Source organism: Streptomyces sp. IMTB 2501, from assembly GCF_001953885.1.
Lineage (GTDB): Bacteria > Actinomycetota > Actinomycetes > Streptomycetales > Streptomycetaceae > Streptomyces.
Map to the genome: position 1 here is coordinate 192,560 of NZ_MQUS01000007.1, position 16,645 is coordinate 209,204.

Annotated in this window: 14 protein-coding genes; 6 read left to right on the plus strand and 8 right to left on the minus strand. The window is 70.3% G+C overall.

Features of this window, described 5'->3' with window-relative positions; all coding sequences use genetic code 11:
- The first annotated feature begins 20 nt into the window (after window positions 1-20).
- Window positions 21-1,127: a DUF2510 domain-containing protein gene (locus tag AV521_RS14775; protein ID WP_076088654.1), complete on the plus strand. Its 1,107-nt coding sequence runs from the start codon at window positions 21-23 to the stop codon at window positions 1,125-1,127.
- Between the two features lie 155 nt (window positions 1,128-1,282).
- Here the strand turns inward: AV521_RS14775 and AV521_RS14780 are convergent, their stop codons facing one another.
- Window positions 1,283-1,906 carry a TetR/AcrR family transcriptional regulator gene (locus AV521_RS14780; RefSeq protein WP_076088362.1) on the minus strand — a complete coding sequence of 208 codons (624 nt, stop codon included), beginning with the start codon at window positions 1,904-1,906 and terminating at the stop codon, window positions 1,283-1,285.
- Between the two features lie 242 nt (window positions 1,907-2,148).
- On the opposite strand from AV521_RS14780, the gene AV521_RS14785 reads away from it, so the two are divergent.
- Entirely contained in the window at window positions 2,149-2,952 is an 804-nt protein-coding gene (locus AV521_RS14785; protein WP_076088364.1) for a phosphatase PAP2 family protein, read from the plus strand.
- Window positions 2,949-3,962, plus strand: coding sequence for a hypothetical protein (locus AV521_RS14790; protein ID WP_076088366.1), 1,014 nt, complete (start codon window positions 2,949-2,951; stop codon window positions 3,960-3,962). The genes AV521_RS14785 and AV521_RS14790 overlap by 4 nt, the downstream gene beginning before the upstream one ends.
- Window positions 3,963-4,049: 87 nt before the next feature.
- Here the strand turns inward: AV521_RS14790 and AV521_RS14795 are convergent, their stop codons facing one another.
- Both AV521_RS14795 and AV521_RS14800 read right to left on the minus strand, forming a co-directional pair.
- Entirely contained in the window at window positions 4,050-4,898 is an 849-nt protein-coding gene (locus tag AV521_RS14795; RefSeq protein ID WP_076088368.1) for a phospholipid scramblase-related protein, read from the minus strand.
- 66 nt (window positions 4,899-4,964) lie between these two features.
- Window positions 4,965-7,013, minus strand: a complete 2,049-nt coding sequence (locus tag AV521_RS14800; RefSeq protein ID WP_076088370.1) for a phosphocholine-specific phospholipase C — start codon at window positions 7,011-7,013, stop codon at window positions 4,965-4,967.
- A 256-nt stretch (window positions 7,014-7,269) separates the two neighbouring features.
- On the opposite strand from AV521_RS14800, the gene AV521_RS14805 reads away from it, so the two are divergent.
- Genes AV521_RS14805 through AV521_RS14810 form a run of 3 tightly spaced genes read left to right on the plus strand, consistent with a single transcriptional unit; the run spans window position 7,270 to window position 9,454 of the window.
- The gene (locus AV521_RS14805; protein WP_076088372.1) at window positions 7,270-8,334 is read left to right on the plus strand and encodes an aromatic ring-hydroxylating dioxygenase subunit alpha; all 1,065 of its coding nucleotides are present in this window, start codon (window positions 7,270-7,272) and stop codon (window positions 8,332-8,334) included.
- On the plus strand, window positions 8,331-8,501 hold the full coding sequence (locus AV521_RS47660; RefSeq protein WP_107480917.1) for a hypothetical protein: 171 nt from the start codon (window positions 8,331-8,333) through the stop codon (window positions 8,499-8,501). Before AV521_RS14805 ends, AV521_RS47660 begins: the two co-directional genes overlap by 4 nt.
- On the plus strand, window positions 8,498-9,454 hold the full coding sequence (locus tag AV521_RS14810; RefSeq protein WP_179023099.1) for a PDR/VanB family oxidoreductase: 957 nt from the start codon (window positions 8,498-8,500) through the stop codon (window positions 9,452-9,454). Before AV521_RS47660 ends, AV521_RS14810 begins: the two co-directional genes overlap by 4 nt.
- 12 nt (window positions 9,455-9,466) lie before the next feature.
- Here the strand turns inward: AV521_RS14810 and AV521_RS14815 are convergent, their stop codons facing one another.
- From AV521_RS14815 to AV521_RS14835, 5 genes are read right to left on the minus strand one after another with little or no spacing between them, the layout of a single operon-like run.
- A complete protein-coding gene (locus tag AV521_RS14815; RefSeq protein ID WP_076088376.1) occupies window positions 9,467-11,644 on the minus strand; it encodes a discoidin domain-containing protein in 2,178 nt (725 codons plus the stop codon).
- Between the two features lie 52 nt (window positions 11,645-11,696).
- Window positions 11,697-13,304 (minus strand): glycoside hydrolase family 13 protein, encoded by a 1,608-nt coding sequence (locus AV521_RS14820; RefSeq protein WP_076088378.1) that lies wholly within the window; start codon window positions 13,302-13,304, stop codon window positions 11,697-11,699.
- 34 nt (window positions 13,305-13,338) lie between these two features.
- A complete protein-coding gene (locus tag AV521_RS14825) occupies window positions 13,339-14,214 on the minus strand; it encodes a carbohydrate ABC transporter permease (protein ID WP_076088380.1) in 876 nt (291 codons plus the stop codon).
- Window positions 14,211-15,167, minus strand: coding sequence for a carbohydrate ABC transporter permease (locus AV521_RS14830; RefSeq protein WP_076088382.1), 957 nt, complete (start codon window positions 15,165-15,167; stop codon window positions 14,211-14,213). The genes AV521_RS14825 and AV521_RS14830 overlap by 4 nt, the downstream gene beginning before the upstream one ends.
- A 5-nt stretch (window positions 15,168-15,172) precedes the next feature.
- On the minus strand, window positions 15,173-16,525 hold the full coding sequence (locus tag AV521_RS14835; RefSeq protein WP_076088384.1) for an ABC transporter substrate-binding protein: 1,353 nt from the start codon (window positions 16,523-16,525) through the stop codon (window positions 15,173-15,175).
- Window positions 16,526-16,645: the final 120 nt, after the last annotated feature.

Consider the following 16,645-nt stretch of genomic DNA (forward strand, 5'->3'; position numbering starts at 1 on the left):
TCGCCTCATACGGTGGGGACATGACGCAGGTGACTCCCCCCGGGTGGTACCCCGACCCCGGGCAGACGAACGACGGTCCGCCCACCGAGCGCTGGTGGGACGGCAAGGCGTGGACGGACCGGACCCGCCCCTCCGGGACGGGCGCCCCGTGGGGTCCCCCGACGCAGCCGCCGCCGTCCGGCGCCCCGCAGCAGCCGCACCCCACGGCGCCCACCGCGTACGGCGCGCAGCCCGGGTATCCGGCGTATCCGGGATACCCGGCCCCGGCGCAGGCCGGGTCCCGGCGGGGTCTGCGCACGGGTATCGCCGTCACGGTGGCCACCGCGGTGCTGGCGTGCATCGGGGTCGGCGTCTACCTCCTCGCCAAGGGCGACGGCGGCGGCAACGCCGACCGGGCCGGGGCGGGGCAGGGCGCCGCCGGCGGGCAGAACGGCGGGCAGAACGGCGGGCCGGACGGCGGCTCCGGCCCGGGCGGGAGCGGGGGCCCGGGCGGGAGCGGGGGCCCGGGCGGTTCCGGAGGGCCGGGCGGTTCCGGCGGTCAGGGTGGGCCCGGCGGGGCCTCGCCGTCGCCGGATCCGTCCGAGGCGCCCAAGGTCAAGGGCGGCGGCACGGTACCGGACACGGTCAACGGCATCAGCCTGACGGTGCCGAAGAGCTGGACCGGGCAGACGATCAGCGTCGGCGCGCAGGTCACCTCCGACGACTCCTACAAGTGCCCGGGCAACTCCGCCCAGACCTGCACCTCGGGCGGCGCCTACACGGCTCCGGCCGAGGCGCTGGGCATCAAGGGCGACACCCCCGAGGCGGTCGCCAAGGCGGACATCGCGGCCAACGCCAAGGAGTCCTACGGCGGCACCACGTACGGCAGCGTCACCTCGCACCAGGAGCTGGGTTCCGGGGCGGTGACGGTGGCCGGGCAGAAGGGGTACATGGTGCGCTGGAAGGCGGTCACCAGCAAGGGCGCCGACGGCTATGTCGAGTCGGTCGCCTTCCCCTCGCCCGACAACGCCAAGCAGATCGTGGTGGTGCGCTTCGGCATCGACATCGGGCAGCAGACGTCGGTCATCGACGACATCTTGAAGGGGATCAAGATCTCGTCCGGCGGCGGCAGCGGCCAGGACGTCTGAGTCGTACGACCGGTGCCCGGGGACATGATGCGGCCGGGTGGGGTCCCCTCCGCTCAAGAGGGACCCCACCCGGCCGGGGGTGCGCGCCGCCCCCGTCCCCACGGTGCGGCGCGGTCAGGTCACCGTTCGGTCATCGCGTGAACGGCGGCCCGGGTCTACGGGTCCTGTGTCAGCCCGAGCGCGGGCAGCACGGTGGCCTCCACGAACCGGGTGAGATAGTCGGCGTCGGCGTACTGGCCGCTGAGCACCGGCCGGACGCGCAGCACGCCGAACATCATCGCGGGGATGTACTCCAGCGCCGGATGGTCCGCCCGGACCTCGCCCCGGGCCACCCCGCGCGCCAGCATCTCCTGCAGCGCGGCGATCTCCGGATGCACCAGTGCCTCGCGCAGCGCTTCGGCCAGCTCCTTGTCGGCCGTCCACGCGTGCCCCAGTGCCTGCAGCAGCTTGGTGTCCTTGCCGGACCAGTCGCCCGCGGCCCGCGCGGCCTGGCGCAGGTCCTCGGCGAGTGATCCGGTGTCGATGCCGGCGAAGCGCACCTTGCGGTTGGCGCGCAGCGCGGCCGCGACGAACTGCGGCTTGGTCTTCCACTGGCGGTAGAGCGTGGATTTGCTGCACCGGGTGCTGGCGGCGACGCCCTCCATGGTGACGGACTCGTAGCCGCACTCACGGATCTGTTCCAGCACGGCGTCGAAGAACTCCCGCTCACGCTCGGGCGTGATCTTGGAGCGGCGCGAGGCGACGACCGTCTCCGGTCCGTCCGCGGCCTGCGACGTCATGTGGTGCTTCCCCTCACTCGTGTCCTGTGGACCATTCCCGCTGGCCCCGCTGGAGCGGCGCTGTAGCGGGACGCCCGACCCTGTCTCCAGTGTGTCGCACATCAATCGATACGCCAGTGTACCGGTACTCACTCGTATCGGTACACTGGCGTATCGGTACGAAGGCGTATCGATGAGTCTCGTCCCGGATCGGGGCTCGCACGCACCACCACACGCACCACCGTCAGCGAGGGGGCCGGGGGATGAATGCCCGAACCGAGCCTGCAGAGGCAGCAGCGGAGCCGCCGGACGCGACAGCGCGCCCGGCGCTCATACGTGAGCTTCTGCTGGTCGCGGGGCTCTTCCTCGTCTACAAGCTCGGCCGGCAGCTGGCCACGGGCCACACCGGGAACGCGTTCCGCAACGCCCACCGCGTATGGGACCTGGAACGGGCGCTGCGTCTCCCCCGCGAGAACGCCGTGCAGTCCGCACTGCTGCACGGCGACACCCTCGTCCAGCTCGCGAACACCTACTACGCCACCGTCCACTTCCCGGCGACGCTCGCCTTCCTGGTCTGGCTGTACCTCAGGCGGCCCGCGCACTATGTGTGGGCCCGCCGCGTCCTCGCGGTCGTCACCACGGCCGCGCTGGTGCTGCCGTTCACGTTCCCGCTGGCGCCGCCGCGGATGCTGACCGGCACCGGACTGGTGGACACCGCCCGTACATACGGCCCGTCGGTGTACGGCCCGCCGTCCAGCGACCACCTGTCCAACCAGTTCGCGGCGATGCCGTCGCTGCACTTCGGCTGGGCGCTGATGGTGGCGATCGGCCTGATCGTGGCCACCCGGTCCCGCTGGCGCCGGCTGTGGCTGCTGCACCCGCTGATCACCCTGCTGGTGATCGTCGGCACGGCGAACCACTACTGGCTCGACGCGATCGTCGCGACGGCCATGCTCGGCATCGCCCTCGCCGCGATCCGTCCGCCGCACCGGACGGCCGGCACGGTGGGACGCGGCGCCGGCCGGCTCGCGCCGCGCGAGAGCGTCCTCGCGGGAGCGGGCCGATGAGCGCCGCCGCCGTGATCGCCGTGCTGCTCTCGCTCGTCTCGGCGATCGCCTACGCCCTGGCCGCCGTCGCCCAGGAACGCCTCGCCTCCCGCACCACCGGCGCCGGCCTGCCGCGACTGCTCGGCACCGGAGCCTGGTGGTCGGCGGTAGGCCTGAACGCGGGCGCGGCCCTGCTGCACGTCGTCGCCCTCAAGTACGGCCCGCTCACCCTCGTCCAGCCGCTGGGCGCGCTCACCCTGGTCGCCGCCGTGCCGCTCGGCGCGCGGGCGGCCGGGCGCCGGGTCAGCGCGGTGGAGTGGCGCGGTACGGCGCTGACGCTGCTCGGGCTCGCCGCACTGCTCGTCACCGCCTCAGGTCCGGCGCCCGAGCGGGTGCTGTCGCTGACCGAGGCGCTGGCGGTGGCCGGTACGACCGCGGCCGCGATCGGCACGCTCTCCCGGCCCGGCGCCCGGCCGGGCCTCAGGCACGCGACGGCGTCCGGTTTCGCCTCCGGTGTCGCCTCGGCACTGACCCAGACGGTCACCGTGGCGGCGACGGACCGCAAGGGCCCGCTGCTGAGCACCGAGGTGATCGTGGTCGCCGTGCTGGTCGCCGCGTTCGCCGTCGGCGGGCTGCTGCTGTCGCAGACCGCCTACCGGGGCGGCCTCGGCGCACCGCTGGCCGTGGTCACCCTCGCCAACCCGGTGGCCGCGGCGCTGATCGGCCTCACCCTGCTCGGCCAGGGTCTGCGGGGCGGCCCCGCCGGTGTGCTGCTGGCCCTCGCCGGAGCGGGCCTCGCCTCCTGGGGTGTGGTCCTGCTCACGCGGGTCACCCCGGAGGCCGTATCGGAGCCGGTGGACGAGGACGAGGACCACCCCGTGGCCGCGGTCCTGGCCCTGGAGCCGGGCACGGCGACCACCGAACCGGCCCTGGTGCCACGCCGGCCGGAACAGCCGCTGGTGCCACGGCAGCCGCAACAGCCGCGGGTCCCGAGGCAGCCGGAACAGCCAGGGCACCTCACCTCGCTGTGAGAACACACGGCGGCCGGTGCGCATCCCTTCGCGCACCGGCCGCCGTTGCCGTACTCCCCCGGCTCCGTTTCCCCCGTGGGAGCCTGCTCAGTTCCAGCCCCGCGAGTCCTGCTTGAGAGCGGTGTCGACGGTCAGGGCCGTCGCCACCACGAGGCTCAGCAGCGGCTCGGGCAGCTGGTAGTGGATCTGCAGGACGTAGTTGTCCGCGGTCGTGAAGAGCGTCTTGGCGAGGCCCTCCCAGGTCTTGGTGATCCGGGCGACCTCGTTGTCCGCGTGGTCGACGATCGCGAAGTTCCACGCACGCCAGTTCTCCGCCTTGATCGCGCCGACCTGCTGGCCGTTCGCGTTCATCGCGAAGTTGATCTTCCCGATCATGTTCTGCTGGACGATCTCACCGACGGGCGAGCCGTCCGGACGGGTCACGACGACGCGGGACTTGAAGAACTTCGCGGGCCGGGTCAGCAGCAGCTGCGGCTGGCCGTAGGCGTCGCGGATCTCCAGCTTGTGGGTCATGAACTGGTCGAGGCTGGAGACGAAGCGGAAGATCTTCTTCAGCGCGCCCTGCCCGATCTCGGTGACCGAGCCGATGTCCCGGCCGTTCTGATCCATGACCTTGTACTCGTTGGTCAGCTCGATCAGCTTGGCCTTCTGGTTCACGACCAGAACGGGCTCGGTGAAGAGGGTGCCGCCGCCGGGGCCGCCGGCCGCGACCCCGGCCTGCTGCTGCACCTGGCGCTGCACCCTGGGGTCGGCGGTCTGCGCCTGCGGCGCGCCGTACTGCTGGGGAGCGACCGGCTGCTGCGGCACCTGACCGGCGGGCGGCTGCTCCGGGTTGGTGTGCTGGGTCCACTGCGCGCCGTCCCAGTAGCGGAGCGTCTGCGGCGCTCCGTGCGGATCCGGGTACCAGCCTGCAGGAGTGTTCGATTGCGTGGTCACCGGGGCACACTACCTTGATGTGACCGGTACCTGACCAGTCCGCACGGAGCGCTGTTCATCGCTCGTTCACACCGTGGCGATCGCCGGGTCGCTGACGCCGGGCAGCCCGTTCTCGACGTGGCCGGCGAAGCCGCGCAGGAAGGCCGGGTCGGCGTCGCAGGTGACCGTCACGTCGTACCAGCGCTTGCTCGCGGTGAGGTCGACGGTGTGCTTGACGGTCGCGCCGGGCCGTACGCTCACGGTGGCCGGGCGGCCGCCGTAGCCGCTCACCACCTTCAACTTCACGGTGCCGGAACCCTTGTTGGTGAAGGTGAGTTCCAGGTGGTCGCGGACGTGCCGGGCGGTCGCCTCCGGTCCGGCGGTGCTGCCCTTGCCCTTGAAGAGGCGCAGGAAGCCGTTGGGGCCGTGCACGGCGAGGTCGTGGGTGCCGCCGGAGTAGACCGAGTTCCAGGCGTCGGAGAGGGACTTTCCGGCCTCGGTGGTGTAGGTCCAGGGGCCGTCGGTGCGGTTGCCGGAGGTCACGAGGAAGGCGGCGCCCGCGTGTGCGCCCGAGGCGAACGTGAGTGCGAGCTTGCCGGTCGAGGTGTCCGCGGAAGCGTCCACCACCGGGGCGTACTTCAGCGGACGGGTGGGCCGGTGGCCTCGCTCCTGCTTGGGCAGCGAGGGGTTGGCGGGCGGCTTCGGCACGTAGTCGGGGTGCCGGTTGTGGTCCGGCGGCTGGTAGCCGGCCGTGGACGGCAGCGCGACCGGCTTGGTGTCCTTGCGGGAGAAGTCGAAGGCGCTGGTCAGGTCGCCGGTGATGGCGCGGCGCCAGGGCGAGACGTTCGGCTCGTGCACACCGAAGCGGCGCTCTATGAACCGGATGATCGAGGTGTGGTCGAGGGTCTCGGAGCAGAGGTAGCCGCCCTTGCTCCACGGGGAGACGACGAGCATCGGCACCCGCTGGCCGAGGCCGTAGGCGCCGGCGACATGGCCGATGTCACCCTTGAACAGATCGAGCGAGGCGTCCAGGGTCGACTTGCCCTGGGCGCCGGAGGCCGGCGGGAAGGGCGGGACGACGTGGTCGAAGAAGCCGTCGTTCTCGTCGTAGGTGATGAACAGCGCCGTCTTGGCCCAGACGTCCGGGTCGGCGGTGAGCGCGTCCAGGACCTGGGAGACGTACCAGGCGCCGTAGTTGGCGGGCCAGTTCGGGTGCTCGGTGAAGGCCTCGGGGGCGACGACCCAGGAGACCTGCGGCAGCTTGCCGGCCTTGACGTCGGCCTTCAGCTGGTCGAAGAAGCCCTCGCCCTTCTTTGCGTCGGTGCCGGTGCGGGCCTTGTCGTACAGCGGGTCGCCGGGCTTGGCGTCGCGGTACTGGTTGAAGTAGAGGAGCGAGTTGTCGCCGTAGTTGCCGCGGTAGGCGTCCTGGATCCAGCCCCAGGAGCCGTTCGCGTCGAGGCCGTCGCCGATGTCCTGGTAGATCTTCCAGGAGACCCCGGCCTTCTCCAGGCGCTCGGGGTATGTCGTCCAGCCGTAGCCCTTCTCGTCGTTGCCGAGGACCGGGCCGCCGCCCTGGCCGTCGTTGCCGACGTACCCCGTCCACATGTAGTAGCGGTTGGGGTCGGTCGAGCCCATGAACGAGCAGTGGTAGGCGTCGCAGAGGGTGAAGGCGTCGGCGAGCGCGTAGTGGAACGGTATGTCCTTGCGGGTCAGGTACGCCATGGTCGTGGTGCCCTTGGCGGGCACCCACTTGTCGTACTTGCCGCCGTTGAACGCCGCGTGTGTGTCGTTCCAGCCGTGCGGCAGGTCCTGGATGAAGGCGAGACCCAGGTCGTCGGCGTCGGGGTGGAAGGGCAGGATGTCCTTCGTGCCGTCGGACTGCTTCCAGACGGACTTGCCGTTCTGCGAGACCGAGCGGGGGTCACCGAAGCCGCGGACGCCGCGGAGCGTGCCGAAGTAGTGGTCGAAGGATCGGTTCTCCTGCATGAGGACGACGATGTGCTCGACATCCTGGACCGTCCCGGTGCGATGGTGTGCGGGCAGGGCGGCGGCGCGCTGGATGCTGCTGTTCAGCGCGGTGAACGCCGTGGTGGCGCCCGCGAGTTGGAGGAAACGGCGCCGGTTGACTTCGGCCATGGGTCTGAGGGTCCTCTCGTCCTGACGTACGTGATGCCGTCGTGATGCCGTGCAAATGACGGAATCTGCGCGGAGCGAGTGTTCCAAGAGCAACAAACGTCAGGGAAGGGCCTGGTGGCATCTGTGTGAAACTCAACGGTCCGTGCGGTGCGAGCAACCGCTTGCACGAACGCTTCCGCCTGACGGAAGTTGGCGTTGCACACCGTACGGCGCCTCCCGACGATGTGGCCACCACCCACGGACGGGAGCCGCAGCCATGCCGCATATGACCGCATTTGCCAGGAATCAGTGGTACGTCGCCGCCTACAGCGAGGAGGTCGGGCGCGAGTTGCTCGGCCGGACGATCCTCGGGGAACCGCTCGTCCTCTACCGCGCCGAGGAGGACGGCACCCCGGTCGCCCTGCACGACCGGTGCGTCCACCGCCGCTACCCGCTCTCCGAGAGCGGCCTGGACGGCGACCGCATCGTCTGCGGCTACCACGGTTTCACCTACGACCGCACCGGCACCTGTGTGTACGTGCCGGGCCAGAAACGTGTCCCCCGCACCGCGCGCGTCGCCGCCTACCCGGTCGTGGAACAGGACTCGCTGGTCTGGGTGTGGATCGGCGACCCGGCGCTCGCCGACTCGGACACGATCCCTCGGGCCCGGCACCTCGACTCCCCCGGCTGGACCACCGTACGCGGCATGGAGCCGATCGACGCCGACTACGGCCTGCTCGTCGACAACCTCCTCGACCTGTCCCACGAGACCTATCTGCACGGCGGCCACATCGGCACCCCCGAGGTCGCCGAGACGCCCATCACCACCGAGGTGGACGAAGGCGCGGGTGTGGTCCGGGTCAGCCGGCACATGGACGACGCCGAGTGCCCGCCGTTCTACGCCCGCTCGACCGGTATCGAGGGCCGGATCACCCGATGGCAGGACATCGAGTACCACGCGCCCTGTCTGTATCTGCTGCACAGCCGGATCGCGCCGGTGGGCGCCGTACCGGAGCCGGACGGCGGCGACCCGCACGGCTTCCACACCGAGATCACCTACGCCATCACCCCGTCGACGGACGGCACGGTGTACGACTTCTGGGCGGTGTCCCGGGACTGGGCGGCGCATGACACCGAGGTGACCGAGTTCCTGCGGGCCAACAACCACACGGTGGTGATGCAGGACGTGGACGCGCTCAACCTGCTGCAGCGCACCCTCGGCACCGAACGCACCGGCTACCAGGAGCTGAGCATCAACATCGACACCGGCGGCCTGGCCGCCCGGCGCATCCTTGCCCGGCTGGCCGAGGAGGGCGACAAGCCGGTCGAGGGGGTCCGGTGAGCCCCGGCACCGGCGAGGTCTACCGGATCGACTGGCTGCCGGGCACCGATGTGCTGCACGGCGTCTGCCACTGCGGTGCGGAGCACACCGCCGAGGACCCGGTGGGGATGTGGGAGTGGATGCTGGCCCATCCCGAAGGACACGACAACGCAGAGGTCGTACGGTGACCGAACTCGAACTCGTAGTGAAAGCACGTGAGTTTGTCGCCGAGGGGGTACTGGCGCTGACGCTGGGCGATCCGCTGGGCCGTGCGCTGCCCGCCTGGGAGCCCGGCGCCCATGTGGATCTGCTGCTCGGGCCGGACCTGGAGCGGCAGTACTCGCTGTGCGGCGATCCGGCGGACCGGTCGGCGTGGCGGATCGCGGTACTGCGCGAACCGGCCGGGCGCAGGGGGTCCCCCCGGCCGAGGGCGGGGGAAGGATCGGCCTACGTCCACGAGCAGCTGGGCGAGGGCGGGAAGGTACGGGTGCGCGGGCCGCGCAACCACTTCCGGCTGGAGCCCGCGCCCCGCTACCGGTTCCTCGCGGGCGGCATCGGCATCACCCCGATCCTGCCGATGCTGGCGGCGGCCGAGCGGTCCGGCGCCGAGTGGACCCTCCTCTACGGCGGACGCACCCGCTCGTCCATGGCGTTCACCGCGGAACTGGCGTGCTACGGCGACCGGGTCACCCTCGCCCCGCAGGACGAGGCCGGCCTGCTCGACCTGGCCCCGGTGCTGGACGGCCTGCCCGCCGGCACCCTGGTGTACTGCTGCGGTCCCGGCCCCCTGCTGGACGCCGTCGAGGAGCGCTGCCCGGCCGGAGCACTGCGGATCGAGCGCTTCCGGCCGAAGGAACAACGGGCGTCCATGGACAGGGAGTTCGAGGTCGTGCTCGCCCGCAGCGGTCGTACCGTCCCCGTCCCGCCGGACATGTCCGTGCTGGACGCGGTGCGCGCCGCCGGGGTCGAGGTGCTGTACTCCTGCACGGAGGGGACGTGCGGCACCTGTGAGACGGACGTGCTGGAGGGCGCCCCGGAGCACCGGGACTCGGTCCTCACCGAGGAGGAGCGGGCCGCAGGCGACACGATGATGATCTGTGTGTCCCGGTGCCGGGGCGCCCGTATCGTGCTGGACCTGTGAGGCGCGACCCGCTCAGGACGTCAGATACGCCTCCACCTCACTGAACTGCCCCGCCGGCCAGCCCGTGTTGGCGCTGACGGCGAGGCGGAGGTAGCGCAGGCCGGTGCCGCTCGGCAGCGGGACGGTGGCGGTGTTGCCGGTGGCCGGGTCGAAGCGGTACCCCTGGGTGCCGACGACCGTGGAGTAGTTCGAGCCGTCGCTGCTGCCGAGCACGGTGATGGTCTGGGTGCGGGCACCCCAGGCCGAGGAGGGCGGCAGCTTCAGCACCAGCCGGCGCACGGCGTAGGACGAGCCCAGGTCGACCGTCCAGGACTGCGGGAAGGCGTTGTTGGTCGACTCCCAGTAGGAGTTGGCGTCACCGTCGACCGCCTTGCCGGGGGTGTAGACGTCCTGGGAGCCCGTCGCACTGGCCGGCCGGCCCTTGGCGAGGTTGCGGTTCGGGTCGGGGTCGGGGTTTCCCTGGCCGGGCTGAGGCCAGGTGGAGCAGTCCGACCAGGTGCTGTTCCAGCCGGAGTTGCCGCCGCCGTCGCTGATCGCGAAGGAACCGGAGTTCGCCGGGTAGGGGCAGTTGTAGATGCCGGCGGCCCCGACCTGGGTGGCGGTGACGTTCTTGAAGGTGGCCGCGCCCGGCGCCTCGGCCTGGACGACGACCGTACCGGTGTTCCGCACGGTCGCGCCTGTCACGTCGACGTTCTGCACCGCGTATCCGCGCCCGCCGCCGGAGACGAACTCGAAGGCGCTGTACGGACTGTCGGTGATCGTCGTGTTGGTGATGTTGACGGTCGCGTTGATCGCGCTGTCGTAGGAGTCGACCCGCAGCGCGCCCATCGGGTGGTTCCAGTTGGGGTTCATCGCGCCGGTGCGCACCAGGGTGTTGCCGTCGACCGTGATGGTGCCGGAGAGCGGGGAGAAGGGGTCGAGGAACTTCTGGTTGGAGATCGCGATACCGCTGCCGAGGGCGTTGGTGTCGGAGATCAGGTTGTTCTTCACCGAGAGGTCGGTGCCACCGTAGATCGCGATGCCGTTGGCCAGGTTGGGCTGCGAGATCGTGTTGTTCTCGAAGCTGGAGTCCGTGTCCGGGGAGTACAGCGACCACATGGCGAGGGCGTCGTCGCCCTGGTTGCGCAGGAAGTTGTTGCGGACCACGACGCCCTTGGCGGTGCCGTTGAGGTTGATGCCGTCGGCGGTGGTGTCGAGGATGCGGTTGTTCTCCACGACCAGGTTGTCGTCGTTGCCCATCAGCCACATGCCGCACTTCATGTGCTGGATCCACATGCCGGAGACGGACGAGTTGGGGCCGAGCGAGCCGTTGACGAAGTTGTCAGGGTTGGAGTCGACGCGCTCGGTGACCTCGCCCATGACGGCGAAGTCCTTGATGTGGACGTTCCCCGAGGAGCTGGACTGGTCGATGAAGCGGGAGGTGTGCACGACCGAGTACCAGCTGCCGGCGCCCTGGAGGGTGACGTTCTGCACGCCGTTCAGGGAGGAGGTGATGCGGTAGTCGCCGGGCGGGATCCACACCGTACCGCCCTGGGCGGCGGCGATGGCGTCACGGAAGGCCTGGGTGGAGTCGCCGGCCCCGGTGGGGTCGGCGCCCTTGGACAGGACGGACACCGAGCCGGCCGGCTGGGAGACGGCGGCCGCGACCTGCTCGAAGTCGGCCACGTCGACGGTGACCTCGGTGCCGGTCGACTCGAAGGCGACCTTGTCGCCCGCCTGGATGTTCTGGCCGAGCATCAGGCGCGCGTCGTCGAAGAAGTGATGCTGCTTGGCTCCGGGGATCCAGCCGGTGTCGATGTAGGAGTACTTGGAGGTGACGGTCAGCGTTTTCGCGAGCTTGACCCCGTTGACGTACACGTCGAGCGTGCCGGACTGACCGTCGGGGACACTGTAGGAGACGTTCACCGCGTTGGCGGCCTGGGGCGCCGTGAACTCGACGCGCTGGCCGGAGGTGAGGCGCACGGCCTGCCGTCCGGAGGCCTCGGAGGCGAGCGTGCCCTGGGTGTAGTCAGGGCCGATCCTGGTGCCGGTGGTGGTCGCCGACTCCGCCTCCACCGAGGTGAAGGGGAGGCCGGCGCCGGCGGCCGCGTGGGCGGTGGGCGCGACGGCGACGAGCATGCCGGCGGCGAGGGCCACCGCGACCCCCATGGATGGCATGCTCCTGACAGATCTCACCGTGGTGCTCTGCATGTGCTGGTCCCTTCGGGGTGGGGGTGCGGGGATGACGCGGCGCGTCGGCGGCTCAGCTCCGCAGCCAGACCGCCGTGTCCTGCGGCAGCCGGCCCTTGTCGTCCAACGAGCCGCTCACGAGGAGGAGTTGGGAGTGTCCGGGAAGCTCGGCGGGGGTGGGCGCGAGGTTGACCATGCAGGTCATGCCCTCGGCGCGGGTGAAGGCGAGGACGCCTTCGTGGGCAGGCAGCCAGGTCAGCGGGCCGCCGCCGAAGAGGGGGCGGGCGGCGATGGCCTGGCGGTAGAGGGTGAGCATGGAGTCCGGGTCATTCTGTTGCCGGTCGACTGCGTACGACGTCCAGTCGGCCGGCTGCGGCAGCCACGGCTCCCGTTGTGAACCGAATCCCGCATACGGCATATCGGCGGCCCACGGCAGCGGTACCCGGCATCCGTCCCGGCCGGGGTCGACTCCATGCGACCGGAAGTACATCGGATCCTGTATGCGGTCGACCGGGATCTCGGCCTCCGGCACCCCCAGCTCCTCCCCCTGGTACAGGTACACCGCGCCGGGCAGCGCCAGCGACAGCAGGGCGGCGGCCCGTGCCCGCCGGGTGCCGAGTGCCAGGTCGGTCGGGGTGCCGAAGGCCTTGGCGGCGAAGTCGAAGCCGGTGTCCGCGCGGCCGTAGCGGGTGACCGTGCGGGTGACGTCGTGGTTGCAGAGCACCCAGGTGGCCGGGGCACCGACGGGGGCGTGCTCGGCGAGGGTGGTGTCGACAGCGGCACGCAGCCGGGCGGCGTCCCAGGGGCAGGACAGGAAGGAGAAGTTGAAGGCGGTGTGGAGTTCGTCGGGGCGCAGATAACGGGCGAAGCGTTCGGTGTCGGGGAGCCAGACCTCGCCGACGAAGACACCGTCGTAGGCATCGGCGAGGGTGCGCCAGGAGCGGTAGATGTCGTGGAGTTCGTCGCGGTCGACGAACGGGTGCGGCTCGGGGTGCGCGGCGAGGTCGGGCAGGTCCGGGTCCTTGGCCAGCAGGGCCGCGGAGTCGATGCGCACGCCGGCGACACCGCGTTCGAACCAGAAGCGCAGGATCTCCTCGTGCTCCTGGCGCACCGCCGGGTGGGCCCAGTCGAGGTCCGGCTGCTCGGGTGTGAACAGGTGGAGGTACCAGTCGCCGTCGGCGAGGCGCGTCCAGACCGGTTCGGTGGAGCCGACGAACTGGGACGGCCAGTCGTTGGGCGGGAGTTCGCCGCACGCGCCGCGCCCGGGCCGGAAGTGGAACAGCGCGCGCTCGGGGCTGCCGGGCCCGGCGGCGAGCGCGGCCCGGAACCACGGATGCTGGTCGGAGACATGGTTGGGCACGATGTCGACGATGGTCCGGATGCCCAGCTCGCGCGCCTCGGCGATGAGTTTCTCGGCCTCGGCGAGGGTGCCGAAGGCCGGGTCGATGGCACGGTAGTCGGCGACGTCGTAGCCGCCGTCCTTCATCGGTGACAGGTACCAGGGGCTGAACCACAGGGCGTCCACGCCGAGTTCGGCGAGATACGGCAGCCGGGCACGGACGCCCGCGAGATCGCCGGTGCCGTCGCCGTCGCCGTCCGCGAAGCTGCGGACGTAGACCTGGTAGATGACGGCGGTGCGCCACCAGTCACGGTCCTTCGGGGCAGGGATGGACTGTCCCACGGAGCTTCCCTTTCTGTGAGGCGGTGCGGTGGCGTCAGCCCTTGGTGCTGCCCGCGCTGATGCCGGCGATGATGTGCCGCTGGAAGACGAGGAACAGCGCCACCATCGGGATGCTGGCGATCACCATCGCGGCGATGAGCACGGTGAGCTGGATGTTCTGCGACAGCTGGACCAGGGCCACGCTGATCGGCTGCTTGTCGGTGTCGGAGAAGACCATCAGCGGCCACAGGAAGTCCTGCCAGACGGCGACCAGCGCGAAGATCGACACCACGCCGAGGACCGGCCGGGACATGGGCAGCACCACCGACCACAGGATGCGCAGCTTGCCGGCGCCGTCGATCTCGGCTGCCTCCAGCACATCGCGCGGCAGCTGGTCGAAGAACCGCTTCAGCAGGTACAGGTTGAAGGCGTTGGCGACCGCGGGCAGCCAGATGCCGAGGGGGTCGTTGAGCAGGCTGGTGTGGATCAGCGGGAGGTCGGCGGCCGTCAGGTACTTCGGTACGACCAGGGCCTGTGCAGGGACCATCAGGGTGGCCAGGATGCCGCCGAGGATCACCTTGTCGAACGCCGGCCGCAGCTTGGACAGGGCGTAGGCGGCGGCCGTGCAGAACACCAGCTGGAACGCCCAGGCTCCGGCGGCCTGTACGACGGTGTTCCACAGGTGCTGCGGGAGCTGCATCAGGTCCCAGGCGCCGGTGTAACCGCCGAGGTGCCAGTGGTGCGGGAGGAGAGTGGGCGGGGTCCGGGCCACCTCGTCGGGGGACTTCATCGCACCGGTCACCATCCAGTAGACCGGGAAGAGGAAGGCGAGCGCGAAGAGGACGACGACGGCCGTGAACACCGTCCAGTAGATCGCCCTGCCGCGCGGGCGGGCGAGAGTGGCCGGTGAGATCAGGGTGCGGGTGCTCATGCGGTGTCCCCCTCGGTGCGGGTGAGCCGCAGATAGAGGGCGGAGAACGCGCCGAGCAGGACCAGGAGCATGACGCTGAGGGCGCAGGCGCCGCCGAAGTCGTTGTAGAGGAAGGCGTACTTGTAGATGAGGTAGAGGACGGTCACCGTGGCGTTCTCCGGACCGCCGCCGGTGATGACGAACGGCTCGGTGAACACCTGCATGGTGGCGATGATCTGCAGGAGCATCAGCATCAGGATCACGAACCGGGTCTGCGGGACCGTGACGTGCCTGATGCGCTGGAGCAGGTTCGCGCCGTCCAGTTCGGCGGCCTCGTACAGCTCGCCGGGGACGGACTGCAGGGCGGCGAGGTAGATCAGGACGGTGCCGCCCATGTTGGCCCAGGTGGCCACGATCACCAGGGAGATGAGCGCGGTGTCGGTGCCGTTGGACCAGTTGGACGTCGGCAGGTGCAGTAAGCGCAACGTCTCGTTGGCGAGGCCGTTTCCGGGGTCGTAGAACCACTTCCACAGCAGGGCGCTGACCACCGGCGGGATCATCACCGGCAGGTAGACCACGACCCGGAAGAACGCCTTGGCGTGCCGGAGTTCGCCCAGGACGAGGGCGAGCAGGAAGGGGATCGCGAAGCCGAAGAGCAGGGCCAGCAGGGTGAAGGTGAGGGTGTTGCGCCAGGCCGCGCCGAACTCGGGGTCGTGCAGGACGCGGGTGAAGTTGGCGGTGCCGACCCACTGGGGATCCGAGCCGGGCGTGTACTTCTGGAAGGCGATGACGACCGCGCGGATCGCCGGGTACCAGGAGAACAGGGCGAAGCAGACGAGGCCGCCGAGGAGGAAGGCGTAGGCGCGGGCCTGGTCGATCAGGCGGCGCCGCCTCCGGCTCCCTACCGGGGGCGGCGCCGGGACCGGGTGGGCGGCGGCCTTCGTCACGGGCTGCCGCTCGGCCGTCTTCGTCATCGCGGTCAGCTCCGCGCCAGGATGCTGTCGATCTTGCCGGACGCGTCCTTGAGGAGCTGGTCCGGGTCGGCGTCCTTCTGGGTGAGAACGGCGGAGACGACGCTGTCGAGGACCGAGTAGATCTGCTGGGCGTCCGGCGGCTCGATCTTCATCGTCAGCCGCTGGTTGCCGTCGAGGAAGGCCTGGTAGTTCTCCACCGGGACATTGGCGTTGGCCTTCTTGGCCTGCTGGTCCTTGGCGTCGGCGGCGCCGGTGAACAGGCGCGGCTCGGGCAGGCCCACGGGGGCGTCGTTCTTCTTGGCGCGTGCGTAGTCGCCGAGGAAGCCCGATCCGGGGGTGAGGAACATGTGGCCGAGCCACTTCAGGCCGGCCCGGATCTGGGCGGGCGTGTCGTGCTTGTTGAACATGTAGCCGTCGCCGCCGATGAGGGTGGCCCTGCCACCGGGCATGGGGCCGATGGCGATGTCGTCGTAGTTCGCGCCCTTCTCCTTGACCAGGATCGGGATGTTGTCAGGAGCGGCGAGATACATGCCCAGCCTGCCCGAACCCATCATCTGCTGCGCGTCGTTGATGACGAGGAGCTGCTTGCTGCCCATGGAGTTGTCGGTCCACCGCATGTCGTGCAGGTTCCGCAGGACGGCGTGGCCCTCGGGGGTGTCGATGGCGGCCTTCTTGCCGTCCGCGCCGACGACGTCGCCGCCCTGGGAGTAGAGCTCGGCGGTGAAGTGCCAGCCGCCCTGGTTCTGGGCGCTGTAGTCGGCGTAGCCGACGGTGCCGTTGCCGAGGGCGGCGATCTTCTTCGCGTCGGCGCGGACCTCGTCCCAGGTGCCGGGTGGCTTGTCGGGGTCGAGTCCGGCCTTCTGGAACAGCTTGCGGTTGTAGATCAGCCCCATGCTGTATCCGGTACGCGGTACACCGTAGACCTTTCCGTCCACGGTGTAGATGTCCCGCAGCTGCTTCTGAACGGAGTCGTAGGACTTCAGCTCCTTCAGGTACGGCGTGAGATCGGCCGCCTGGCTGATGTCCACGACGTGCCTGGCGTCGGTGAAGTACGTGTAGAAGACGTCTTCCATCTGACCTCCGGCGAGCTTGGCGTCGAAGGTCTTCGGGTCCTGACAGGGGAAGGCGTCGTGCGCGACGACGTCGATGTCCGGGTTCTGCTTCGCGAAGGAGGCGGTGTCCTCCTCGAAGAACGTGCGGTCGACCTTGGCGCTCCTGGGCGGCTCGCAGTTGACGGTGATGCGCGTCTTGCCGCTCGCCGGGCCGTCGCCGCCCGAGCCGCACGCGGTGGCGGCCAGAGCGAGCGAGGAACAGACGCCGATCGCGGCGAAGGTACGGCGGAACCCGGTGCTTCTCATCGGTGGACCCCCTGATGGCACTCATGGCAGGAGCGGTGGGCGCCGCACACTCAAGCACCACCGACATCAGGACGCAAGATGTCGCGCAGAATCTGCAATTGTTCGACAGACAGCCGGATC